This is a genomic window from Planctopirus limnophila DSM 3776, assembly GCF_000092105.1.
Taxonomy (GTDB): domain Bacteria; phylum Planctomycetota; class Planctomycetia; order Planctomycetales; family Planctomycetaceae; genus Planctopirus; species Planctopirus limnophila.
Map to the genome: position 1 here is coordinate 1,420,579 of NC_014148.1, position 24,467 is coordinate 1,445,045.

Consider the following 24,467-nt stretch of genomic DNA (forward strand, 5'->3'; position numbering starts at 1 on the left):
ATTACACAGCGTCAAGTCTCGTCTGAAGAAAAAAACTGCTCTGACAAAATGACGGCGAAGAACGACTGTTATGCCGGTCGAGCGGCCACAATTGATTCATGAGAATCGTGCTCAACGTCTTGTTGAGTCGGGAGGTGTCTGGTTGGCCTGGCTTTGGGCCTGTTGCTGGGCTGCGTAGGCTTCCTGCTGGATCGAATCATAGCTGGGGCCGCCGTATTCGCTGCGCTGCGGTGTTTCGTTCTCGGCAGGCTTGTGATCCCAGTAATCGATCCGCCAATCCCCTGTGCGGTCGTTCTCGTAGTACTTGTAATACTGCGTATCACTGGCCCAACCTTCACTCGACAGATGCCAGTCGCCCAGATACGACGGTTCATAGCCACCCATGGCGTTGGTGAACGCCTGGGGAATGAACGGCAGGTTGTAATAGTTGTACGGGGCCAGTGCCTGATTGATCAGGCTCATGGGATTCGAAAAGGTCTACGCCCCGCAGAAACACATCAATGAGTGCTTACCTCTTGGATTCCCCCGTCATCACAGTTACAGTGAATTGTTCCTCAACACTGAAGTCGCGCCGACATCCAACCCTTGTGCCGCCAGCCCAAAGTTTGATTGTCGCGACAAAACATGCCTGCCGAGTTTATCCATCCCATGTCGCACTATCCTGTCCTCAAATTTGTCCCTCACGTCATGCCTCGAAATGGCATTGCGTTGCTTCGTGGGTTGTGTTGGGTCTGCCTCGCATTCGCCATCTGGCTCTGCTCACCATCGACGTCTGCATTTGCTCAGGTTGATTTTGCGCATCAGATCGTCCCGATTCTCCGCAAACACTGCGTGGAATGTCATTCCGGGACAAAAATCAGCGGCGGCCTCTCACTCAATGATCAGGCAACGTTTCTTCAAGGCAGTGAAAACGGTCGTATCGTCGATTTCGCACAGCCCGATAAAAGTCTGTTACTCCATGTGGTCACCACGGACGACACCGATTTCCGCATGCCTCCGAAAGGCCCGGGGCTCACAAAAGAAGAAGCCGCTCTGCTCCGCCAGTGGATCAAGGAAAAGGCACCCTGGGAACCTGGCTTCGCCTTCACCAGGCCCGCTTATGAACCTCCTTTAAAGCCACGAAAAGTGGAATTGCCCCCCATTCTGAATGGCCGGGCTCATCCCATTGATCGTCTGGTCGATGCTTCATTTGCCAGCAGACAAATCGAGCGCCCCGCCGGCATTTCCGATGGTGAGTTTCTCCGTCGTGCCTCACTCGATCTGATTGGCTTGCTCCCCACACCGGAAGAATATGCCGCGTTCATGGCTGATCATCATCCGGACAAACGCACGCGGCTCATTCAATCGTTATTGAATCGGGATGTCGATTACGCCGAACACTGGCTCAGCTTCTGGAACGACTTACTACGCAATGATTACAGCGGCACCGGCTTCATCACGGGGGGACGCAAACAGATCAGCAGTTGGCTCTATGAATCACTCCTCAACAATCTCCCCTACGATCAATTGGCCCGTGAACTCATCGCACCACCCAACCCTGAAAGTCGTGGCTATATCGATGGGATTACCTGGCGCGGCACAGTCAGTGCCGGTCAGACCGTCGAGATTCAATTTGCTCAAAGCGTGGGCCAGTCCTTCCTGGGCATCAACTTGAAATGTGCTTCCTGCCACGACAGTTTCATCGATCGCTGGAAACTGGATGAAGCCTATGGACTCGCCGCCATCTACTCGACGAGACCCCTGGAGATCCATCGCTGCGACAAGCCCACAGGCCGTATGGCGAAGGCCTACTGGCCCTTCCCGGAACTCGGGCAAGTCGACGCTGCCGCTCCGCGTGAAGAACGACTGAAACAACTGGCCAACCTCATGACGCATCCCGAAAACGGGCGTTTCACACGGACGATCGTCAATCGTTTATGGCATCGCCTGATGGGCCGTGGCATTGTTCACCCTCTCGATGCCATGCAGAGCGAGCCCGAGAACGCCGACCTGCTCGATTATCTGGCCAATCATCTGCAGGAGCATCAATACGATCTCAAGCAGACACTGGAGTTCATCGCCACCTCGGAAATTTACCAGGCAAAAGCCGCATCCGTTTCCGAAGAATCGATGCAGGCGAACTTCCACGGCCCGAGAGCCAGACGCCTTTCCGCCGAGCAATTCGTCGATGCCGTCTGGCAACTCACCGGCACTGCTCCCAAAAAGCCTGATGCCAACGTCGTGCGAGGCAAACTCGATCCCTCTCTGCTGGAGGCCACAGCCCAGGCCATGACCGCCGCATGGATCTGGGGAGACTCTGCGCGAGATGGCAAGTCTCCACCAGCCAACGAAACGCTCACCTTCCGCACCACCATCAACCTGCTCGAAGTGCCTCACAAAGCAGCGGCGATCATTTCCTGCGATAACGAGTACACCATCTATTTGAACGGCAAGAAGCTGGGCGATGGCAAAAACTGGGAAACTCTTGGTAGCTATTCACTGACCTCCGCCCTCAAGGCCAATCAACCCAATGAACTGCTGGTCGTCGGCAAAAATGCGGGAGCAGGCAACAATCCCGCCGGTTTGTTTGTGGAAATACAACTCATTCAGAAAGACGGCAGCCGGCAGCACATTGGCAGCTCGACCCAATGGGAATGGAGCCCCACGCTCCCGGACGCCAAAGGGAAATACGCCCAGCAGCCGACCGACTGGAAACCAGCCGTCAAAGTCCCGGCACTCGATGTCTGGACGCAGCGTACCATGCAGCCCGCCATCAACCGTCTCGTCGAACTCAACTTTGATCAAGACCACATGGTCCGCAGCTCGCTGGTGAAAAGTGATTTTCTCATGCGTTCCCTCGGACGCCCCAACCGCGATCAGATTGTTTCCATGAGGCCCAATGATCTCACAACGCTCGAGGCGATTGATCTCTCCAACGGAGAAACATTAGCAACGGCTCTGGATCAAGGTGCCAGGTTGCTTCTGGAAAAAGATTTTGCCACAACTCCCGAACTGGTCAATTGGATCTATAGCTACGCACTTTCCCGGCCGCCAACAGAAACGGAATTAGCAACCACAGTGGCGGCTCTGGGTGACGAACCCACCCGGGAAAACGTGGCCGACCTGCTCTGGGCCATCCTGATGCAACCCGAATTTTTCTATGTCAATTGATCCGATAATTTCCAATGACTTGAACATCAATCTCGTGGGAAGGCAACGGTTTCCCTTCGAGATCGCACCATACGAAAGATGGAAAAATGGCTTTTGAAATTGATCCTTCCACGCCGCGGTCGATTGTCCGGCGGGATTTTGTCAAAGCCTTGACGATGGCTGGTCTGGCCGCCATGGCCACAGGCGAACCACGAGTCGTACGGGCCAATTCCGAAGAGCCGCTGGTCCATCCCAAACCGACGGCCGATGCCTGCATTCTGCTGTGGATGGCCGGCGGTATGGCGGCTCCCGACAACTTTGACCCCAAACGCTACCGCCCTTTCGAAAAGGGCCTGGCCGTCGCGGAGATGCTCAGCACGTTCCCCGCCATCAATACCTCCATTGATGGTGTGCAGATTTGCGAAGGGCTCGAAAACATCGCGCAGATCCTCCATCGCGGGACGCTCATTCGCAGTGCTGTCCAACCCGATCTGGGGAGCATTCTCCATAGCCGCCATCAGTATCACTGGCATACAGGCTATGTCCCTCCCCAGACAGTCGCCTGCCCGCATTTAGGTTCGTGGATGGCAAAGGTCCTTGGGCCGCGAAATCCCGTCATGCCCGCGTTCATCAATATCGGGCAGAGACTGGAAGGTGTCGGTGAAAGCGAAGAACTCAAGGCGTTTACGACAGCCGGATTCTTTGGCAGCGAGTTCGGGCCGATGAACCTTCCGTTCCCGGAAGAAGCGGCTCAATCGGTCAAGCCGCCCCAGGGCATGACCAACGCGCGATTCGCCAATCGTGAGCGGCTCTTCCGGCAGTTGATCGACAAAAATCCCCATCGCGACCAGCTCAGCGATTATCAGCAGCAATCGATGCTCCGCAGTCTCGACAACGCCTACCGTCTGCTCAGTTCCAAAGAGCGGGAAGCGTTTGATATCACGCTGGAACCGAAAGAGGTTCAGGAAAAGTACAATACCGGTCGCTTTGGCAGAGGTTGTCTCCTTGCCCGCCGACTCATTGAGAATGGCGCACGGTTCGTGGAAGTCACGACCGAGTATGTTCCGTTCCTGCACTGGGACACGCATGCAAATGGGCATGAAACCGTGGCCCGCATGCACCAGGAAATTGATCGCCCGATTGCCACACTCGTTCAAGAACTCGATGAACGAGGGCTGCTCGATCGCACCCTGGTGATTGTCGCCAGCGAGTTCAGTCGCGACGCCCTCATGGAAGGAAAACCCGGCTCAAACGCAGGGGATCAAGCCGCCTTCCGCGACGACAACATCAGTGAAATGGCCCATTACGGCCTGCATCGACATTTCACTGGCGGCAGCAGCGTCCTGATGTTTGGCGGTGGCATGAAAAAAGCCTACGTCCATGGCCAGACGGCTGATGAACGCCCGCTGATTGCCATCAAAGATCCCGTCACCGTCATGGACTTGCATGCCACAATCATGACGGCCATGGGCATCAGCCCCAAGACGGCCTATTCCATTGAAGGCCGCCCATTCTATGTCACAGAAGATGGTAAAGGCCTCCCCGTCCAGCAGCTCTTCACCTAACTGTCCCTGAGGTAGGGCAGGCTCCCGCCTGCCTTCCTTCTGCCTAGCACCGTAGGGTCCGCTCTGCGGACCATATTCGGCATCCCACCACCCGCGACATCTTCAAAGGTAGGGGACATGCCAATACACCAACTCGCACAACCGGGTACCACTGCTGGCTTGCCCAGCAGTGGTTCTTCAGAAAGAGTGGTTAAGGAAAGCAGGGTGGCCCAGGCGTGGCTCTAAACGTCTGGGTGAAGATAGAAACAAGAAACACCGTTTCCCGGGGTGGCACGTCCCTGAGGTCCCCCGAAGGGCGTGGTTTTGACCATGGATCAAGATAGAAATATACCCCATTGTGTGCCATGCTTGCGGCTCTGAGCAAGCATGTGTTTTCAAATTCAAAGATCAATGCCATCCACAAATCCAGCACGCTCACTCAAAACCGCCACGATCGCACGAAGCTCTCTTATTCTGATCAAACAGGTTGGCCCAGGTTGACTGTACTCAGTCTACCTGGGTGGCAACGCCACAAGAGGTTAATGAGATCGAAGTGAGCTCGCAGGGTGGCCCAGGCGTGGCTCAAAACGTCTGGGTAAAGATAGAAACAAGAAACACCGTTTCCCCGGGGTGGCACGTCCCTGAGGTCCCCCGAAGGGCGTGGTTTTGACCAGGGATCAAGATGGAAATATACCCCATTGTGTGCCATGCTTGCGGCTCTGAGCAAGCATGTGTTTTCAAATTCAAAGATCAATGCCATCCACAAATCCAGCATGCTCAATTGAAACCGCCACGATCGCACGAAGCTCTCTTATTCTGATCAAACAGGGTGGCCCAGGCGTGGCTCTAAACGTCTGGGTGACGACAGTCACAAGAAACTCCATCGACGGGGTTGCACGTCCCTGAGGTCCCCCGAAGGGCGTGGTTTTAACCATGGATCACGATGGAAATATACCCTATTGTGAGCCATGCTTGTGGCTCTGAGCAAGCATGTGTTTTCAAATTCAAAGATCAATGCCATCCACGAATCCAGCACGCTCACTCAAAACCGCCACGATCGAACAAAGCTCATCCTCTCTGAACAAACCATCCAGCCGATGATTTCATGACGGCGAGAAATGAAGAACTGAAAGTATAACTAGAACGTTGTTTAAAGCGACTATTGACGGACCGTTGGCACACAAAAATAGGTGCATCTATGGCGGAAATATCAGATATTGAAGAGGAATGTGAAGATTTAGACTGGTATGCTGTTGATAAATCGGGGTGTATTGGGCACTTTGCGACCGGAGGGCGTGGATTCCTGCCTCGATCCGTCAAGAATTCTTCTGAAAATCGTTTGGCGTTGCATTCTTTTTTTGTTGAATTGCCTGTGTCTTGTGCAAGCGTTTGTACTGACGCAGCCGGTAACAACGACTTCTTTCTTGCAATGTCGGGCAGGGGACTATATTCATACGACTACCTACCTGGAAAAGGTCGCAATCTCGGCTATTCGCGCAACTGCATACCCACGTCTCCTCTAAAATGCGAAGCATGTCCAGAGAAAATACAAGCGATACTTAAGCACACGATATCCTACGTATTGTTCTCTCAGGCTGAAAACGTCTCACCCCAAATGTTTTCGTAGCGCTGTTAGGTGGCAGGGTGGCCCAGACGTGACTCTGCACGTCTGGGTGACGAAAGTCACATGACGCACCCTGCGAACTCGCCATTGCCTGGATCGAGTGTATGATGCTACCCATCCACCTCACACGCTCGTGGTGACCTGGGCCTCGCAGGAGGCGAACACCGAGCAGAATCACACTCAATGAGTCCTGACCCCTCTTGATTTCATTCGTTTTAATTCTTTACTGCAAGGACGTCAATGATCGCAATAAACATCGACGCATTCACCATTCCGCACCCTCACACCTACCATGCGACCAGAATCGGAAATGGAAAACCACACCCTGAGATCATTCCATCCATGAAGTACCACACCATCAATACGCAAGCCACTCGCAGCATCGATAATAGGCCCGTATACTGACCCAATAGCATATTTGCGTGCAGCAACAATAATTTGCTCCAGCGAGTCTAACAGGTCTCGTACCCTGCTGGCATTTGATGACAAGAACATAAAGCCAGCATTGTCATCCAGAAACAAAGTGAATCGACCCAGCCTGTCACACTCCTGAATAGCGACCCATGATCCATTCTCGTGTTTGAACATACTCTGAACATCATTCACGTTAAACACCTTTCTAGGGAAATCAAAGAGCCCTGACCCCTTTGATACTTCCTGATCCGGAAGCTGGCCTCTCACACCCAACAGCCTTTAGCCACATCCTTGGATTGAGTTAAAGTGTGTGGCGTATCCAATCGGCAGGCGGGAGACTGGCATACGGGACTCTTTAGATCTCTTTGATCTCTTTCGAGTGCCCGTCGTTGACGCTTCCGGCTCGTTGGTATACCGAGCAACCTGTGCCACCCTGTGGTTTGCACTCCACCACCCACCGCCCACCATGATGCTTGATTGGCTTTGTCCTTGTCACGCATTCTGGCTCATGCCCATCAGCCCCATCATCCATCCCTCCCCAAACAAATCCACCACTGAACAAACGCATCAAGCCAGACTTCTCCCCATCGCAGGTTTTCGAGTAAACTTCCCAAGGTCATTCTCACGGGTTCATTCTCACGAGATGTCTCTCGCAAACGTAAACAGGGTGTTGTCCTGGGTGGTCAGTCGTAATCCGTGGCACCACAACTGGCGTCACGATCGCAGCGTACCGATACAGATTTGAGGCTTGAATGGGATTGACGGCGAAGAGTACCTGGTTTGGTAAAGGAGTCGCAGTTCCGTCGGCTTCGCTGGCCGCTCCCCAGGCGAAGACGCGCGTCCGCTCCGGGAATGATACGCGGGAAGTCATTGAGTCCATTGCCTTTGCGTTCATTCTCGCCTTCATTCTGCGCACGTTTCTTGCCGAGGCCTTTGTCATCCCCACCGGATCCATGGCGCCCACGTTGTATGGCCGCTGCAAAGAAGTGACCTGCAGCCAGTGCCGACATCAGTTCGCGATTGGTGCCAGCGATGAACTCAATCGCTCGAATGGCACTCTCGAAATGCGGATCGAAACGGCCACCTGCCCCAATTGCCGCTTTGAGAACGATATCAAGGACCGCCCGGTCTTCAGTGGCGACCGAATTCTCGTCAACAAATGGACTTACGAACTCGCCAAGCCCAGCCGGTGGGATGTGGTCGTCTTCAAGTTCCCCGAAGAGCCCGAGACCAACTACATCAAACGTCTGGTCGGTCTTCCCGGCGAAATGCTCCGTGTCTGGCGGGGCGATATCTACGTCCGTCCCGGCTTGGATGGCGAATACAAGATCGCTCGCAAGGATGATCCCAACAAGCAGCGCGTTATTCAGCAATCAGTTTACGACGACACCGAAGCACCACGAGTTCTCATCGATGCCGGCTGGCCCGAACGCTGGCAGGGTGTGGAATTTCCCGCCAACGATGTTTCCCCAGCCGACTGGAAAGAAGATCCTGCCGGGTGGAAAGCCGATCGAAAAGCCAGATCCTTCTCGATCACCGGGAACGAGTCTCAATCTGGTAAATGGCTCAGGTACCGGCATTATCTCCCCACTCCCGAAGCCTGGAGTCAGGCCCTGGAAAATCAGCCGATGATCTTCCCCGCGAAACCTCAACTGATCGCCGATTTCTGTTCCTACAACCATTACGCCCCCATGGGAAATGGCCAGCGTGGGGAACCCGATCCCTACTGGGTCGGCGATATCGCCGTTACCGGGAGATTCCGGCTGGGCCCTGCCGCAGAAGGGGTCGAGAATGCAAACGTGATTATCGAACTCACACGTGGCGTGCGAGTGTACCAGTGTGTCATTGGAACCGATGGTTTCATCACACTGAGAATGTCCGATGAACTGGCTGGCGAAGAGGCCTTTCGCTCCATTGCCCGCAGCAAAAGTCCTGTCGTTGCGACAGGTTCTTGGTTCAATCTGGAATTTGCCAACTTCGATCAGAGACTCTGCGTCTGGATCAACGATCAACTGGTCGAATTCGATGCCGAGACCACCTATGCACCGCCAGCTCTCTATGGTCCACAATTGCGAGACCTTTCTCCCGTGGGGATTTTTGCTCAGGGCCGCGAAGTCGATGTCGAAGAACTCCGCATCTTCCGCGACATTTATTACCGGGCCGACCGCGATCTGAGTGACGGACGGGCCTTTCCCGATGCTGCCGTTTCACCCAGCGAGTATTCGAGCCCTGGTCGTTTAGCCGCACTTTTGAGCGATCCGCTCGCCTGGGGAGCCGAGTACGAAGCCCATGCGTTTGCCGCCGAATTCCCCGCTCTGGGAGCCGACGAATACTTCATGATGGGCGATAACTCACCGCGAAGTCAGGATGCCCGCCAATGGTCGAATACTCGCGGGGCCGACCGCAGGCATGCTGTCCCTGGCTCAGCATTAGTCGGTAAGGCCTTCAGTATCTTCTGGCCGCACGGTGTTCCCTTCATGAACGATGGCAAAGGGTACGCACCGTTGCCATTCTTCTATCACAAGGTCAATAAAGCCCAGAACCCGGATGTCGAAAACTATCCCAGGTTCTCCATCCCCTTCTATCCCCAGTGGTGGCGCTGGACTCGTATTCGCTAAAACAGCCAGCGAGCGGTTGTCCCACAATCTCGGGCTGCCAACATCATCTGTACGGTTCGCCTCAATCAGGCTAAACTGACATCGGATCAAGGAGGATCAGATGCCCAAACTGCTGGAATGCACAGGTCTCGTCAAGCAATACCCGCGCAAGCTGGCTGTGGCGGATGTCAGCTTCCATGTGAACCCAGGCGAAGTCGTCGGTCTGCTCGGGCCCAACGGGGCCGGGAAATCGACCAGCTTCCGCATGACGTGCGGGCTGGTCACACCCACTCGCGGCAAGGTCATGTTCAACGGCATCGATGTCACCAACTGGCCCCTTTATCGGCGGGCTCAGGCCGGGATGGGTTATCTCCCGCAGGACACGAGCATCTTCACCAAGTTGACTGTCGATCAGAATTTGATTGCTGTCCTCGAATTCATGCCGCTGACAGCCAAAGAACGAAATTACCGTTGCGACGAACTCCTCAATGAGTTTGGCATTGCCGAAAAGCGGCATCAGATCGCCTCCACACTTTCTGGTGGGGAACGCCGCCGGCTGGAAATCGCCCGCTGTCTGGCCAGTCGCCCCAATCTCATTCTGCTCGATGAACCTTTCACGGGGATCGATCCCGTCACCATCAACAGCATTCAGGATATCATTGCCGAACTCCGGAACTCCGGGATATCGATTCTCCTTACGGATCACCGCGAACGGGAAACGTTGACGATTACCGATCGCAGCTACATCGTCTTCGGCGGGCGCATTCTCTGCAGTGGCGATGCGGAACAGGTCCTGAATGACCCGGACGCCCAGCGCTATTACTTCGGTAGCCGCTTTGACGCCAAGTCGATTATCGAGAGCAAAGGGATCTTTCAGGCCGGGCAATTCGAAGAACGCCGCGCTGCGTAACAAAGGTCGTCATGGCTGGCATCACAATCGGGCGCAATGTTTCGCCAACCAGCAGAAGTTCGTTTTCAATGACGGGCTTTTTCTCGCACCCGTCGCTCATTCTCCTGGCTTGTGCATTCGGTCTTGTCGTCCTGGGTCTCTGTGGCATTGCCCGGGCTGATCAACTGCAGACCGTCACGCCCCGGTACGAGCGGCAGGTCGTCTGGCTCATTCCGGCAGTGATCGCGTTTGCTCTCGTCGTGGCCATTCCTTACTCCCGCTGGAAGCGGTTCAGTGACTGGCTCTTTGTGGCCTCTCTGCCGCTCTTGGTGCTGGTACTTGCCATGCCGCCTCGCAATGGGGCTCGAAGCTGGATTCCTTTGGGCATTCTCGATTTCCAACCCTCGGAAATGGCCAAACTCACCTTCATCATGGCTTTGGCACATTACCTGATGTACCGCGATAATCATCGCACATTGCGCGGTTTAGTGATCCCCTTTGTCGTCATGCTGTTTCCCGTCGCACTCATCCTGCTGGAGCCAGATCTTGGCTCGGCAATGCTCTTTATCCCCGTCCTCTTCAGCATGCTGTTTGTTGCGGGAGCAAGGGCCAGGCATCTGCTGGCGGTCATGCTGCTGGCCGCCTGTCTGATGCCTTTCTTCTGGCAGGGGATGAATGCCGAGCAACGCTCACGGGTGACGGCACTTTTCAATCAGACCGATGGCGGGCCAGCCCCACGAGGTGACGGCTATCATCAACATCAGGCCAAGCAGGTCATCGCACTGGGAGGCTTCTGGGGAAGTGAGCTCCAGGGACAGTTGCTCGAAGAACCGGCCGCTTATCACCTGCCCGCCGGCCAGACTGACTTTGTGTTCTGTATGGTCGCCGAACGTTTCGGCCTGGGTGGAGCTCTGGCGACGGTTGCTCTCTATGCCATCTTCCTGATGCAGGGCATGCAGATTTCGCAGCGATGCAAAGAGCCTTATGGGCGATTAGTCGCCACGGGCATCACTGTGCTTCTGATCACGCAAATGATCATCAACACAGGCATGGCTGTCGGATTACTGCCGATCACAGGGATCACGCTACCGCTCATGAGCTACGGTGGTTCCAGTTTAGTCGCCACCTCGATCGCTCTGGCCATGCTGGTCAATATCGACTTGAATGGACGATCAGAAATTCAATCCGAGTCGTTCATGTTCAAGGATTTGAATACCCGTTCCGGCAGTTGATACCCGTCTTTTTCGAGGTGCTTGTCAGACGGTGGGAGGGCGTTCGCAGAGATCAGTTTTCTCTGCAAAAAATCTCATCAGCAATTTTGCTGAAGTTCGGCCGTTAAACCTCAAGTCACGCTGCGGTTCGTTGTGCAGGATCACTTGTCCGAACAACTAATCGGCTGCTATTAAAGGTTTGACATGATTGCAACTTTGGAAAGATCCAGAAGCAAAAGCAAGAAGTCTCCCTCGGGATCAAAGACAGCCAGATCGAAATCGGCAACTGCTGCGACGAAAGTTTCTGGCAGAATCCCCAGCAAATCTCAAAATTTGACAGAGGAACTCTGCCTTTCGACCCTCGTGTCTGAAAAGCGTATTTGCAAGTCTTTGAATTCATCCGCAGTCACGGCTGCGAAGAATAAACCAACTGCCCGAGCTCCACGCCCTGTGGCTCCCCAGCGGTTGATTCCCCCTCCTTTGGCCTACGTGGATCATCCACTCTTCGCACGGAAAAAAGCCGAAGCTCAACTGGAACAGTTGAAGCCACTCACAATTGATTCTCTGAGTGCCTCACCTGTCTCTCAGGCGACCACGGCCGGAGCACTGTTGCCCGCCTTCGCCCGCTCTCGCCTACTGGCTCCGGACGAAGAAAATTATCTCTTCTTATGGATGAACTTCTGCCGTTATCAGGCCGAAGCCGCTCGCAAGAAGCTCGCCAAATCTCCTGCCAGTGATGCCTACTTTGCTCAGTACAACCTCTGGCTGAACAAATCGATCACCGCTCGCAATCAGATTGTTCAGGCCAACCTCCGGCTCGTCGTAGCCCTGGCTCGTAAATGCTGTGGATCGATTGAACAGCTTGCCGAACTCGTGTCCGAAGGGGTCATGCCTCTGATCCGTTCGGTTGAGCTGTTCGATATCAGCTTGGGAAATCGCTTCAGCACTTACGCCACCTGGGCCGTCCGCAATCAGATGCACCGCCACTTCAAAAAGGTGCAGACTTGGAATGAACACACGACGGCTTACATCCATGAAGCCCTCGAGCAGTTCGAAGATTTCCGCAGCCCGGTAGAAACCCAGCCTGGAGAATCTCAAGAGGCCTGCCAGCGCGAGCTGACATCACTTCTGGAAACATTGTCGGATCGCGAGCGAGCCGTCATTGCCGCTCGATTTGGTCTCGATGGCCAGCCTCGTGGCCAGTCACTTTCCGAGATCTCCGGACGAATTGGTCTGAGCAAAGAACGCGTCAGGCAAATCGTGCTCAAAGCTCTCGATAAGCTGAAACTCTATGCCGAGCAGAAGCCAGTCCTTGTGGAATTGTTCCAGGCCTGAGTGACTCCTGCATACGGAATTCTTACAGGCTTTCCGTGAAATAAGTGCCGCAGGCATGGAACACAGACCGCTGTCGTTTCGTGGAAAGTCTATCAACCGCTTCGGCAAACAAAACAGCCGATGGAACTTAACCAGAAAGTTCCATCGGCCTGTGAGCCGCGATATCGTAGCGAGATGTTGTACAGACTCGTTGGCGGTGCTTGTTAGCGAACGGAATAGATTTTGGGATCATCGACAATAAATCGCGTTGACCAGGTCTTGCCATCATCCATGTTGACGATGTTGAAGAAGAATGTATTCACCTGCTCACAGCGATAGCTGTAAGGGAAGCTCGAATACAGGTGATCGCTCGCCTTGAGATCTTCAACACCGGGATGGGCATAATAATGCACCTGTCCATCAGGGGTGAAAGACATCCCCAAGGTCCACCAGCCGGGCTGAGTGATTTTCGGCCCGGGAACATCTTCACCGCGTGAGCCCGAGCGAAGCAAGAGAATCGCGTGGTCTTCCTGATATCCATCGGCTTTGCGATTGTACTGCACGAAAAAGCCCGGCCAGTAATTCTCAAGTTTTTTGGCAGGGGTGGAGTTGCGTCTCAATCGACCAAAGCCACTGCTGGCTGCTGGATTGTTAATCGTTGTCTGACAATCGGTACGGAAGCCAAACTGTGAGCCGGTGCGCTTTTCCCACTGTTCAAAAGGGGGCATATAGACGCGTACCACAAAGCTGGGAGATCGATTGACTGGCAGGTAACCAATCGTCTGAGCGACACCAGCGATCAGATCATCCTGCTGGAACTTGCCGGAGAGCTGACCGGGGATTCCTGAATTCAAAGTCTGAATCGCGAGTGCTCCTTTACTGCCGGCGATTCCGCCAGCAGGAGTTTCCACGCGTTTGACAAAATCGGGAGTGCCGCGATAGGTGCTCTCGTGCCATTTGTAATTGGCAGAAAATCCAGCCGGATGGCGAACGGTCTTATCAATGTTCGAACTTGCCTTAGGCAAGTTGTAAGTAAAGTTCCAGTTTTCGTCTTCGAAGTCATCACAGGCATTGGAAAGGAGTGTCCCAGTACCGGGGACGAGTTGTGCATCAGCCAGGGCAGGAACCAACCCCAGAAGAATCGCCGCAGAACAGGCCAAAGTACGCAAAGACATTGCATTCCCCGAAATCACAAGAGGACTAGAGCCCGAGGCGAAAGCTGCAGTCGCGACATCTTGCCGCGACTTGCAGTTTCATCGACTCTCGCATCCGTGCGAGATGGCTGGGCTATCCACCATGCGAGAAGTATCGGCGATGTCGATTCTTCCAGTTGATTCACAAGTGGAGCCAGAGCCGGCCTGATTGATCGATTTTATCCATCAGCACCTTACAGCCGATGGTAACGTTACAGCCGATAATCTCAACGCAAATTGACTGATTGATCGACTCAGTCCTCAAGATCGTCAGACAAGGGCTTCAAGATGGTAAGACAGGGGCTTCAGGAGATTTACTTTGTCTCGTCAGGCTTAAAATCATGCCCATACTGACGAGGCTGACAATGAGATTGCTCCCCCCCGCACTGATGAGTGGATGAGAAATTCCCTTGGGCGGAACCATCGCTGTCACCACAGCGATATTCAACAGAGCCTGCCCGACCAGTTGAGTGAGCAGCACAAAACTCGCCAATCGTCCGACATTCAGTTCTGGCCTCTCTTGCCCTCCCGCTTGTCGAATGAGTTGCAGTCCAAAACAGAAGAGGCTGCCCCATAAAATCAGCAGAGAAAGCGTTCCCACCAGCCCCAGTTCCTCACCGATCACGGCGAACACAAAATCGGTATTCGCTTCTGGCAGAAAGCTGAGCTTCTGATACCCCATTCCTAAACCAACGCCTGTCCAGCCGCCACTTCCTAAAGTCACCAACGATTGTTTCAACTGATAAGGTGCTTCGCGCCAATCACTCCATGTCTCCAGAAAGCCTGTAATTCTGCGAAGCTGATAGTCCTTCAGGAGAAAAACTCCCAGACTGGCAGGAATCAACGACAATAGCCCCCATCCAAAATACCTCAGCGGTAAACCGGCAGTGAACAATGTGAGTAGGACTCCGCCAAAGAGAAACAAGGTCGTCCCCAGATCGGGCTGCAGAGCCACCAGTCCCATGACAATGAATGGCGGAAGGAGCAGCGGGACGCGAAAGCCAGTCAATGTTTCACTCAGCGACCAGCGAGGCAAAGTCGGATTCTGCAGGGAAATTCTCACGGCAACCCAAAGTGGCAAGGCAATCTTGGCCAGTTCTGAAGGTTGCAGTGTCAATCCCGCCAGGCGCAGCCAGCGCCGGGCTCCTTTCACCCGAACCCCAATTCCCGGGATCAGCACAAACACCAGCAGAATCATGACTCCCAAAAGCAGCCAGGGTGCGGCTCTCACCCAGATTTTGGCCGGGATTGCAGCGGCCACACCAGCCGCAACCAGCCCCAGGGCGATGAATGTCAGATGCTTGGAAAGATAAACCTGATCAATTTCTGTGGGGCGACTGGTCACACTGGCACTGTGGACCACGAAGAGCCCGAAACCTAGCAGCAATCCCGCGAGAGCGACAAAAACAGTTCTCGTAAACTCGATCTGAGAGGCCAGTTTTTCGTCGCTGGTGGGAACAGTGGGCTTAAGTTCCAGGATTTCCGGGGAAATGGCAGTGCTCATTTGTCCCCTCGGCTCCACATTTCACGCGACAACGACACTCCCCGGGCAATTTCTCACCATGAGTATTTATCGGAGCTTGAGGCTGGCCACAGCCAACAATGCCAACACAGCCGCTCCAATCCAAAATCTCACCACGATCCGAGTTTCCGGATCACCTCGAAAGACGAAGTGGTTATGCAGTGGCGAGCAGAGGAGTACGCGTTTGCCCGTCAATTTGAAGGACGCAACTTGAGCTATCACACTCAAAGTTTCCACAACAAAGATCCCGCCAATCATCATCAGCAGGAGTTCCTGCCGAATGACAAGGGCTCCAAATGCCAGCAAAGCCCCCAGTGGCAGTGAGCCAGTATCCCCCATAAAGACCATGGCCGGATGACAATTGAACCAGAGAAAACCCAGGATCGCCCCGGTCATCGCTCCATAGACAATGCACAACTCCCCCGCACCGACGACATGGGTCATTTCGAGATAGGCCGCCATCGTCTTATGCCCCGAAAGGTAACAGAGAGCGGCCATGGCCGACCCGGCGATCAACAGACATCCGCCCGCCAGTCCATCGAGTCCATCCGTCAGATTCACTCCATTGGAACTGCCGACCATGACGAAGCTGCCCCACAACACAAACGCAGGGCCCAGACTGATGGTTGCCAACCCCAGATTCAGTGGCAGATCTTCAAGTTGCGGTGCGGCTCGTAAATTCCAGTAGAGTGGAAACAGCACCAGCATGCTGGCGATGCATTGGGCGGCGAATTTTTGACGAGCCGTCAGACCGCGCCGCGAGGTACGGTTCTTGACCCAGTCATCAATAGCACCAATCGCACCGAACAGCACGACAGTTAACAATGCCAACTGAAGGTATCGATTGCTGAGGTCGCCACACAACAGGGCCGCCACAACGATTGCCACGACGATAAAGAGCCCCCCCATCGTTGGTGTCGACTTTTTCGAGGAATGCAACTCGTTCAATCGTGCGGAGGCACTATCGATACGCTCCTGAAAGTTCGACTTCAGCCAGCGGATGGCAAATGGGCCGTAAAAGATTGCCACCAGGAACGAAGAAAACGTGGCGAGAGCCGTTCGAGCCGTTAAATAGACGCGAGTCTCGCCAGGCGAGGTGCTCTGCCAGCGTGAGATCTCGTCGGCGTACATGTTCAACAGCCAGAACAGCATCCTTGCTGCGATCCCTCTGAGAAGGAAAGACCATAACCCAAGTGATAGCGGCGAGATTGTGGCCAAATCGGTGAACTTACACCAGCCCCAATCCCGCCCTCAAATCACCGCCAAACGATTGGCAGACTTTCTTCTCTCTACCGAGAGAAAAGAAGTTCTGGCGATGCATGTCGATGTTCTGGGAATTCAGTCGCATCGGAGATTAGTGAATGCGATGCCCCACTTTGGCACCACTATCCGGGCTCAGGACGAAAACCTGAGTACCACCTTCACCAGCAGCGAGAACCATCCCCTCACTGGTGCCAAAACGCATCTTGCGAGGGGCCAGGTTGGCACAGAAGACGACCATTCGGCCGACCAGAGTGGCAGGTTCATAGGCCTGACGGATGCCCGCAAAAATTGTTTTGGTCACATCTCCCCCGAGAGAAAGTGTGAGCTTCAGCAGCTTGTCGGAACCATCCACAAAATCGGCTGTCAGCACACGCCCCACCCGCAGATCGACTTTCACGAAGTCATCGATCGAGCAGTAAGCCTCGGTAAGCGGCTCTTTCGTGAGTGCTTCGAGCGTGTCACCAAAGGCATTGGCGGTTGTCGGTGCGGGGGTCGCGGCGGCAGAGGAGCTGTCGACTTGAGGAGTAGCAGCCGGGGCTGCAGCCGGTGCGGATTGGCTTTCTTCGGTCATCGCTTGAACCTGTGCGGGATCAACCCGCTTCATGAGGTGTTCGAATAGATTAACAGGCGAAGCGACCAGAGGAGTCTGGGCTTCATCCCACGATTTCATCGGTGCATTCAACAGGCGTCCGGTCTGTTCGGCCAACTGCGGCAACACGGGAGCCAGATAAACTGCCAACTGACGGAACAGATTGAGCGCCACGGTACAGACATCCTGAAGCTTCCCCGCCTGCGCAGGATCTTTCTTGAGTGTCCAGGGAGCGTTGTCTTCGACATACTTATTGGCCTTCTCCGCGAGAACCATAATGGCCCTCATGGCCTGAGCATATTCACAGGCTTCATAGAGCTCTGCGATTTTGCCAGCTTCGGCAGCGGCTTCGGCGAAGAGGCCGCCATCGTCGGGATATTGAGCCGAAAGACCGGTTGGCTGAGCAAATCGAGCCGTCCGGCTGGCGAGATTGACCACCTTCCCCACCAGATCCGAGTTGATACGGGCCACGAACTCGTCGAGGTTCAGATCGAGGTCTTCCACTCGGCTGCTGAGCTTGGAGGCGTAGTAGTATCGCAGATAAGCCGGATCCAGATGCTTCAGGTAAGTCGACGCCATGACGAAGGTCCCCTTCGACTTGGACATTTTCTCACCATTCACCCTCAGGAAGCCGTGAATATGCACTTTCTTCGGCAGGTTCAGCCCTGCCGTTTTGAGCATGGCTGGCCAGAAAAGGGTGTGGAAATAGGTGATATCTTTCCCGATGAAGTGATGGATTTCCGTCCGGTCACTCTTCCACCAGTCTTCCAGTTTTTCACCATTTGCCTTGCACCACTGATGTGTGGAGGCGATGTAACCAATCGGCGCATCGAACCAGACATACCAGTAGTTGCCGGGCGAGTCGGGAATCTCGAAGCCAAAGTAACGCGCAGGTCGAGAAACATCCCAGTCGCGCAAAGGATCGTTCAGAAAGTGGCCCTGGAGGTAATTGGCAATCTCTTCCTGAAGATGGCCGCCTGTTTGCGTCCACTCGTTGAGCCAGCCGTGCAGCTTCTCCAACTCGACAAAGAGCTGCAACGACTCCCGGCGAACAGGTGTGGCACCCGACAGCGTGCTGATGGGGTTGATGACTTCCGTCGCGTCGTAAGTTGAACCGCATTTATCGCAATTGTCGCCATACTGATCCTCGGCCCCACATTTGGGGCAGGTTCCTTTGATGAATCGATCTGCCAGAAACGTTTCCTCCACCGGGTCGTAGAATCGCTCGACGTTCCGTTCGACGATCAGATCGGCCTGACGAAGCGATTGCCAGATCTCGGCGCACAGGGCCCGGTTTTCATCGGAGTGGGTGCTGCCGTAGTTGTCGAACTCAATCCCGAAGCCAGTGAAGTCCTTGAGATGCGACTCGCGCATTTCGCCAATGACTTCGAGTTCTGATCGGCCTTCCTGGCGGGCGCGGATCATAATGGCCGTGCCATGAGTGTCGTCAGCACAGACGTAAACGCAGCGGTTCCCCACCAGTTTCTGGAAGCGAACCCAGATATCAGTCTGGAGATACTCGACCAGGTGGCCAATGTGAATGTGGCCATTGGCGTAAGGGAGAGCAGAAGTCACAAGAATCTGGCGTGTCATGGATCTCGATTTCTCAGCGATTCAATACTTCGAGTTCAAACTCTCTGGCGATTGGTCCGGTTTGATCAACTGTGGCCGATGATTCACTGGGGCTGTTGATTATTCAGGCCCGTTGATCATCTGGGACTAAGCGCTCACAGAGCACGATAGCGTAGAACCTGTCTGCCATGGTGTCTACGTTGAGGATACCAGACCCGATCCAGCGAACGGTCTGGCCATCAGGTTTTGACGGAAACGGTCAGGTTTTTCCGCTGATTTCAAAAATTCTCTGTGGACACGGACTGATCGCTCAATTGCTGTTCACGAGTGGTCAGGCTAACCTGCATTGAGGTTTGATACTCGCCGAACAGTGGTCTTGGTACCGGGACTTTGATTTTCCCACCCTTGAGATATTTCGCAGCCGAACATGGCCTGCACTAAGGAGTTAACGAACATGACGAAGCCTCTCCGCGTGGCAGTGACTGGTGCCGCTGGTCAGATTGGATACGCCACACTTTTCCGCCTCGCCTCGGGCGAGATTTTTGGTGCTCAGCAGCCCGTTATTCTGCACCTCATTGAGTTGCCCCAGGCCCAGGGGGCTTTGGATGGCATTCACATGGAACTGGATGACTGTGCCTTCGCGACTCTGGCGGGCGTCGAAAAGTTTTCGAGTGACAATCTCGAACTGGCTTTCAAAGATGTCGATTGGGTGCTGTGCATTGGTTCAATTCCTCGTGGAAAGGGGATGGAACGCAGCGATCTGATTCGCATTAACGGCCCGATCTTCACCAATACTGGCAAGGCCATTAATGCAGCAGCCTCTCGCGATGTGAAGGTGCTGGTTGTGGGGAACCCCTGCAATACCAACTGCCTCATTGCCATGTCCCATGCTCCAGACATTCCCCGTGCAAATTGGTTCGCCATGACCCGTCTGGATCAGAACCGGGCAGCTTCACAACTGGCCATTAAAGCCCAGCGTCCTGTGGCAGCCGTTCAGAACGTGGCGATCTGGGGCAATCACTCCGCCACTCAGTACCCGGATTTCATGAACGCCAAGATTGATGGGCAGCCAGCTTCTCAGGTCATTACTGATCATGAATGGCTGAAATCGACCTTTATCTCGACTGTCCAGCAACGCGGTGCTGCCGTGATTGCTGCCCGTGGCGCTTCCAGCGCAGCCTCTGCAGCGAATGCTGCTCTTGATACCGTCAAGAGTCTGGTGAATCCTACACCGGCTGGAACCTGTATTTCAGCCGCCGTCTTGAGCGATGGCAGCTACGGTGTCGAAGAAGGGATCATCAGCGGCTTCCCACTCTCCAGCGACGGCAAAAACTGGAAGATCATTCAGGGCTTCCAGGTGGATGAATTCAGCCGCTCGAAAATCGATGCGACCATCAACGAACTGAAGACCGAGCGGGACACTGTGAAAGATCTGCTCCCTTAACCGCCTCGGTGCTCTTTCGATAAACAGAAGACTTCAACGTAAAAACCGGTCGATTGCCTCGAGGCAATCGACCGGTTTTTTTGATGGATCGACCATGTCAACTGGTCGAATCAATGACCATGTGATCGCTTGAGGCAAGCCTGCTGGTAGGCGTTGAGATACTCTTGAGCACTCCGTTTCCATGACCAGTCACGTGTCATGCCGGTCTTCTGCAGTTTAAGCCAGGTGGTTTTGTCGAGGAAGTAACCCAGAGTTCGGCAGATCTGCCGGAAAAGAACTTCGCTTTTATATTCATAGAAGCTGAAGCCATTGGCTGTCCCTTTACCGAGATTTGCTTCGGTGACATCAATGACCGAATCGGCCAGGCCACCCACAGCTCTCACGATAGGAACAGTGCCATAAGCGAGGCTGTACATCTGATTGAGGCCGCAAGGCTCGAACTGGCTGGGCATCAGAAAAATGTCACTGCCGGCTTCAATCTGGTGCGAGAGCGCTTCGTCATAGCCAATCTTGACGGCGAATTTTTCGGGATGCTCTTTCGCGAGTGCCATCAATCCTTTTTCGAGGACAGGATCTCCCGTTCCCAGAAAGACACATTGCACATTCAAATCGGCCAGATCGCGGGAACATCCCAGAATCAGGTCGAGGCCCTTTTGCGAAGTAATCCGACTGATCATTCCGAAGAGCGGAACATTCATGTGGACAGGGAGCCCCATCGCCTTTTGCAAGGCCACTTTACAGACGGGCTTACCGATGGACACTGTCGTGTGGTCGTAGTTCTCTGCAATGTAAGGATCGGTGGCTGGGTTCCAGACTTCTTCATCAATGCCATTGAGAATGCCGACCAGGTCTTCCCGGCGGGATGTCAGCACGCCATTGAGGCCATTACCGAATTCGGCCGTCTGAATTTCCCGGGCGTAAGTCGGGCTGACAGTCGTCAGCATGTCGGCAAAAGTGATCCCGGTTTTCAGCAGGTTGAGCTGTCCGTGGAACTCCATCTGTCGCCAGTTGAAGTACTTCCAGTCGAGACCTGTGAGTACCATATCCCAGTGCCAGAACTGGCCTTGAAAAGCCATATTATGGATGGTGTAAATGCTGGCGGTGCGCTCGAGGCCGTAGCGATGCCCTTCAATTTTCAATAAGGCAGGAACGAGCCCCGTCTGCCAGTCGTTGGCGTGGATCACATCCGGACGAATGTCAAACTTGCGGCAGATTTCGAGAACGGCGCGACTGAGAAACACAAATCGTTCGCAACTGTCCCGATAATCGCCCTGGGCATCTCCATAAAGGCCGGGGCGATCAAAATAATCCGGTTGATCGACAAGAAAAACTCGAACGGATGTTCCGGGAATGCGGGATTCGAGGATTCGAGCAGTCACATCGTTATGACCGATGGTAATGGTGATCGACTGCTCTGTGGATTGAATCTGCTTGGCCAACCCGTTCAGTTCAGCCTGCTGCGGATAATAAGGCGTAATGAGCCAGAGTTCGTGCCCGAGAGCAGCCAAAGCCTTGGGTAAAGCCGATGAAACATCAGCCAACCCCCCGGTTTTCGAGAAAGGGACAGCTTCAGAACTGGTCAAAACAATCCGCATGAGAAAACATCCGTCGGTGACGCATCTGAAGTTGTCGGGCCCACCCGCATGAGAAATCGCAGCAATTGGGCCAGTTCATACAGGAAATCATCGAAACAGTACGTCGAGGTTCGAGCAACTGCAACCCGATCCTGCTCAATCAGCCCAGTATTCAACAGACATCTTTTCGTCTTATACCAGATTGACAACCTCAGGCTGTGATTGACTCTAACCTATCCCGGAAGATTGACCTAAGTCGCATCACCCATATCATCGCCCGTGTAATGCTCGTAGAAGAGTCGGCCGATCTCTTCACTCAGACGGGTCATATACAGTGCTTTGAAGTTGGAAAGTGTTTCGTCGGCAGCGCTTTTGGGCTGATAGAGCGGGTACTTGGAGATGATTTCTTTACTGAAGATCTTTTCACCCGCTTCAAACGATTCGTCCATCTTCCAGACACTGACGATCGCTTCGGAACGTCCGCGGTAAAGCGAGGCACTTCCTTCTTCGTACAGCGAGAAGGCCTTGAGATCGATGTAGACGACGTACCTCGCCTTGAAAGCCGCACCGATTTCTTCCGCACGATCCCAATCGGGATTCTGATCGAGCCAGGCTTTGACGTAATCGGGAGGAACGGTTTTGATCTTGTGAGAGTCGAGCCGGAAGGTCACAAACTTGCTGACTTCAAGGTGAATGTCTTCAAAACTGAAGCGCACTTCCTTGGGGGCATAACAAACGACGGCAACCTTCACGTCTTTATCAGTCATCGACTCTTTGGTCATGGCATCGAACTCAGGTTCGATGGAGGGTGGCCCACCAATCAGATAGCCAATCATGACCACGTAATTGCAACCATGAAACAGCAGACATGCTGTGAGTGCGCAGACCATGGCTGTCAGCCGCATGCGCGAAGAACGCCTGGCAATCGCGGTATGGGCATCGGACTGATTTTTCATCCAGGTTTTCATGGCAGACCCCGGCAATATGGAATCGAGAGCAAGACGACAGAAAAATTCTGCACCATCACACATCGATCAAAGTGTGTCGTTCAAAGACTTATCAAAGAAAATTTCGCCCAGCATCTCGCTGACGCGATCCAGGTACTCTTTCTGAAAGACCAGCGCAGATCGTCCGTTTTCAGAAATGGGCTGGTGTTCGGGATAGGTCGAGTTGAACTCAGTCGTGAAAATCTGACTGGGAAACTTTCTCCCCCCCAGATCCTGCACTTCGAAAGCACTGACCTCGGCCAACATTCTTCCCCGATGCAAACGCGGGGCATTATCTTCTGTCGTCTGGAATCGATGGACGTTCACCCAGGCAATGTAATTGGTTTCGATATCCTGACTGATGTCTGTCAGATCACCATCGATGCCGCCATGGTCATCCAGCCATTTCGTGATCTTCTTCGGATCGACGGCATCGACCTTGCGACGCTTCATGCGGCGGGTAATTCCGTCAATCAGGTCATACTCGAGGGACGAATTTTCCTGTTTGAGATCTGCCGGTGTCGAGCAGACCACCATGATTTTGTGTTTCCCTTTGGTGAGATCGATCCCCGTCATGGCCTTAAAGCGGCATGTATGCTTAGGGTCTCCCTGCACCATTTTTCCGGCCATCACAAAGAGTGAACAACCCGGAGCTGAACCAATCGCGGCCAGAACGCTGAATCCCAGTGCAGTTCGCATCCATTCGCGACGCGAAGAACCAGTCGCACATGTTCGTGCTGTGTTGTCCATCAAGGGGACCTCCACATTATGGAATTCGATGAGGTAACGATCCGTTGGCCATGACTGACCTCAAGTCGTCATCAAGAATTCGGGATTTTTGATTCAGAAAAGAAAGGCGAGGTGAATTCAGCGAGGAAAGGCGGAAGGGCAAAAGGCAGGAAACCAACGATGGGACTCAGAAACCACTCCAGTAGATCCAGGCAATTCGTCCTACCCAGTTCAAGAGAATGATTCCCAGTACCACAAACGAAATCACAGCAAACACTTCGAGGTAATCACTGGTCAAGCATGAAACTCCTCGAATCACACTGACCAGAATCCAGACCGTTGTTATCAAGGCGAAGAATGCGAGACAGAGACCTCCCGGATGACATCGGGCGGCATCAATCCATTCCAATCTGACAAAATGGGAAAAACAGGTCGTCATGCCACAGGCAGGACAAGGGAGACCAGACAAGGCGAGAAAGTAACAGGGGGGGAAACCAAGTTGTTGATGAGTTCCCACCCCGGAAGGGTGAGGCTTCAAAAAGGCGGCAAGTGTAAAACCACTGATCAGCAGAACTGCAGCCAACAGCAGCAGCACTCGATGAGTGTTCGACAGGCGGTGAGGCGGAGAAAGACGGGAAATGAATCTGTACACGTTTGAGTGGCTATGTAGTTTCTTATGACAACTGCTGCAAGGCGTGGTTTATCGGCGGATTCTGCATCTCCCGGCATCATCGGTCTTCAGCACTGACAGTTATAGCTTGTCTGAGCATGGCAAAACACCTCGGGATTTCGCCATTTTCTGTTTTGGTTCAAGACGTTGCGTCAATTCAAAGCAGCGAAAACTCGCTCTTGGGAACCGCTTCTCAGCGAAAC

The 24,467-nt window shown here is 53.8% G+C and carries 17 protein-coding genes; 7 read left to right on the forward strand and 10 right to left on the reverse strand.

Translation table 11 applies throughout. The annotated features are described in order from the left end of the window. Positions 1-111 precede the first annotated feature (111 nt). On the reverse strand, positions 112-462 hold the full coding sequence (locus tag PLIM_RS05790) for a hypothetical protein (RefSeq protein ID WP_013109385.1): 351 nt from the start codon (positions 460-462) through the stop codon (positions 112-114). 186 nt (positions 463-648) lie between these two features. On the opposite strand from PLIM_RS05790, the gene PLIM_RS05795 reads away from it, so the two are divergent. Together PLIM_RS05795 and PLIM_RS05800 are read left to right on the forward strand one after the other, a co-directional pair. Continuing rightward, positions 649-3,150, forward strand: coding sequence for a DUF1549 domain-containing protein (locus PLIM_RS05795; RefSeq protein WP_230849411.1), 2,502 nt, complete (start codon positions 649-651; stop codon positions 3,148-3,150). Positions 3,151-3,236: 86 nt separating this feature from the next. Continuing rightward, positions 3,237-4,694: a DUF1501 domain-containing protein gene (locus PLIM_RS05800; RefSeq protein ID WP_013109387.1), complete on the forward strand. Its 1,458-nt coding sequence runs from the start codon at positions 3,237-3,239 to the stop codon at positions 4,692-4,694. 1,840 nt (positions 4,695-6,534) lie between these two features. Here the strand turns inward: PLIM_RS05800 and PLIM_RS05805 are convergent. Beyond that, positions 6,535-6,903 carry a hypothetical protein gene (locus PLIM_RS05805; RefSeq protein ID WP_148226996.1) on the reverse strand — a complete coding sequence of 123 codons (369 nt, stop codon included), beginning with the start codon at positions 6,901-6,903 and terminating at the stop codon, positions 6,535-6,537. A 560-nt stretch (positions 6,904-7,463) separates the two neighbouring features. Between PLIM_RS05805 and lepB the strand changes: the two genes are divergently transcribed. From lepB to PLIM_RS05830, 4 genes are all read left to right on the forward strand, one after another. Continuing rightward, complete coding sequence (gene lepB, locus PLIM_RS05815; protein ID WP_013109391.1) at positions 7,464-9,329, forward strand: signal peptidase I; 1,866 nt, start codon at positions 7,464-7,466, stop codon at positions 9,327-9,329. 100 nt (positions 9,330-9,429) lie between these two features. Further along, positions 9,430-10,218, forward strand: a complete 789-nt coding sequence (gene lptB / locus PLIM_RS05820; protein ID WP_013109392.1) for an LPS export ABC transporter ATP-binding protein — start codon at positions 9,430-9,432, stop codon at positions 10,216-10,218. A gap of 68 nt (positions 10,219-10,286) precedes the next feature. Then, positions 10,287-11,429, forward strand: a complete 1,143-nt coding sequence (locus tag PLIM_RS05825) for an FtsW/RodA/SpoVE family cell cycle protein (RefSeq protein ID WP_041403046.1) — start codon at positions 10,287-10,289, stop codon at positions 11,427-11,429. A gap of 369 nt (positions 11,430-11,798) precedes the next feature. Beyond that, positions 11,799-12,743, forward strand: coding sequence for a sigma-70 family RNA polymerase sigma factor (locus PLIM_RS05830; protein ID WP_196349536.1), 945 nt, complete (start codon positions 11,799-11,801; stop codon positions 12,741-12,743). 203 nt (positions 12,744-12,946) lie between these two features. Here the strand turns inward: PLIM_RS05830 and PLIM_RS05835 are convergent, their stop codons facing one another. From PLIM_RS05835 to metG, 4 genes are all read right to left on the reverse strand, one after another. Beyond that, a complete protein-coding gene (locus PLIM_RS05835; RefSeq protein WP_013109395.1) occupies positions 12,947-13,897 on the reverse strand; it encodes a hypothetical protein in 951 nt (316 codons plus the stop codon). A gap of 301 nt (positions 13,898-14,198) precedes the next feature. Further along, a complete protein-coding gene (locus PLIM_RS05840; RefSeq protein WP_013109396.1) occupies positions 14,199-15,419 on the reverse strand; it encodes an FtsW/RodA/SpoVE family cell cycle protein in 1,221 nt (406 codons plus the stop codon). 66 nt (positions 15,420-15,485) lie between these two features. Continuing rightward, positions 15,486-16,589: a phospho-N-acetylmuramoyl-pentapeptide-transferase gene (gene mraY / locus PLIM_RS05845; RefSeq protein ID WP_013109397.1), complete on the reverse strand. Its 1,104-nt coding sequence runs from the start codon at positions 16,587-16,589 to the stop codon at positions 15,486-15,488. A 202-nt stretch (positions 16,590-16,791) separates the two neighbouring features. Next, positions 16,792-18,882 (reverse strand): methionine--tRNA ligase, encoded by a 2,091-nt coding sequence (metG, locus tag PLIM_RS05850; RefSeq protein ID WP_013109398.1) that lies wholly within the window; start codon positions 18,880-18,882, stop codon positions 16,792-16,794. A 433-nt stretch (positions 18,883-19,315) separates the two neighbouring features. On the opposite strand from metG, the gene PLIM_RS05855 reads away from it, so the two are divergent. Continuing rightward, on the forward strand, positions 19,316-20,305 hold the full coding sequence (locus PLIM_RS05855; protein ID WP_013109399.1) for a malate dehydrogenase: 990 nt from the start codon (positions 19,316-19,318) through the stop codon (positions 20,303-20,305). 110 nt (positions 20,306-20,415) lie between these two features. Here the strand turns inward: PLIM_RS05855 and glgA are convergent, their stop codons facing one another. From glgA to PLIM_RS22525, 4 genes are all read right to left on the reverse strand, one after another. Continuing rightward, positions 20,416-21,900, reverse strand: coding sequence for a glycogen synthase GlgA (glgA, locus tag PLIM_RS05860; RefSeq protein ID WP_013109400.1), 1,485 nt, complete (start codon positions 21,898-21,900; stop codon positions 20,416-20,418). A gap of 230 nt (positions 21,901-22,130) precedes the next feature. Further along, positions 22,131-22,847: a hypothetical protein gene (locus tag PLIM_RS05865; protein WP_148226997.1), complete on the reverse strand. Its 717-nt coding sequence runs from the start codon at positions 22,845-22,847 to the stop codon at positions 22,131-22,133. Between the two features lie 66 nt (positions 22,848-22,913). Next, positions 22,914-23,615, reverse strand: coding sequence for a hypothetical protein (locus tag PLIM_RS05870; RefSeq protein WP_013109402.1), 702 nt, complete (start codon positions 23,613-23,615; stop codon positions 22,914-22,916). Positions 23,616-23,781: 166 nt separating this feature from the next. Then, a complete protein-coding gene (locus PLIM_RS22525) occupies positions 23,782-24,246 on the reverse strand; it encodes a DUF2752 domain-containing protein (protein WP_148226998.1) in 465 nt (154 codons plus the stop codon). Positions 24,247-24,467: the final 221 nt, after the last annotated feature.

Excerpts from the sequence above, each read along its gene's own strand:
- PLIM_RS05790 (WP_013109385.1), bottom strand. The coding sequence starts at position 462 with ATGAGCCTGATCAATCAGGCACTGGCCCCGTACAACTATTACAACCTG.
- PLIM_RS05795 (WP_230849411.1), top strand. The coding sequence starts at position 649 with ATGTCGCACTATCCTGTCCTCAAATTTGTCCCTCACGTCATGCCTCGA.
- PLIM_RS05800 (WP_013109387.1), top strand. The coding sequence starts at position 3,237 with ATGGCTTTTGAAATTGATCCTTCCACGCCGCGGTCGATTGTCCGGCGG.
- lepB (WP_013109391.1), top strand. The coding sequence starts at position 7,464 with ATGGGATTGACGGCGAAGAGTACCTGGTTTGGTAAAGGAGTCGCAGTT.
- lptB (WP_013109392.1), top strand. The coding sequence starts at position 9,430 with ATGCCCAAACTGCTGGAATGCACAGGTCTCGTCAAGCAATACCCGCGC.
- PLIM_RS05825 (WP_041403046.1), top strand. The coding sequence starts at position 10,287 with ATGACGGGCTTTTTCTCGCACCCGTCGCTCATTCTCCTGGCTTGTGCA.
- PLIM_RS05835 (WP_013109395.1), bottom strand. The coding sequence starts at position 13,897 with ATGTCTTTGCGTACTTTGGCCTGTTCTGCGGCGATTCTTCTGGGGTTG.
- PLIM_RS05840 (WP_013109396.1), bottom strand. The coding sequence starts at position 15,419 with ATGAGCACTGCCATTTCCCCGGAAATCCTGGAACTTAAGCCCACTGTT.
- mraY (WP_013109397.1), bottom strand. The coding sequence starts at position 16,589 with ATGCTGTTCTGGCTGTTGAACATGTACGCCGACGAGATCTCACGCTGG.
- metG (WP_013109398.1), bottom strand. The coding sequence starts at position 18,882 with ATGACACGCCAGATTCTTGTGACTTCTGCTCTCCCTTACGCCAATGGC.
- PLIM_RS05855 (WP_013109399.1), top strand. The coding sequence starts at position 19,316 with ATGACGAAGCCTCTCCGCGTGGCAGTGACTGGTGCCGCTGGTCAGATT.
- glgA (WP_013109400.1), bottom strand. The coding sequence starts at position 21,900 with ATGCGGATTGTTTTGACCAGTTCTGAAGCTGTCCCTTTCTCGAAAACC.
- PLIM_RS05865 (WP_148226997.1), bottom strand. The coding sequence starts at position 22,847 with ATGAAAACCTGGATGAAAAATCAGTCCGATGCCCATACCGCGATTGCC.
- PLIM_RS05870 (WP_013109402.1), bottom strand. The coding sequence starts at position 23,615 with ATGGACAACACAGCACGAACATGTGCGACTGGTTCTTCGCGTCGCGAA.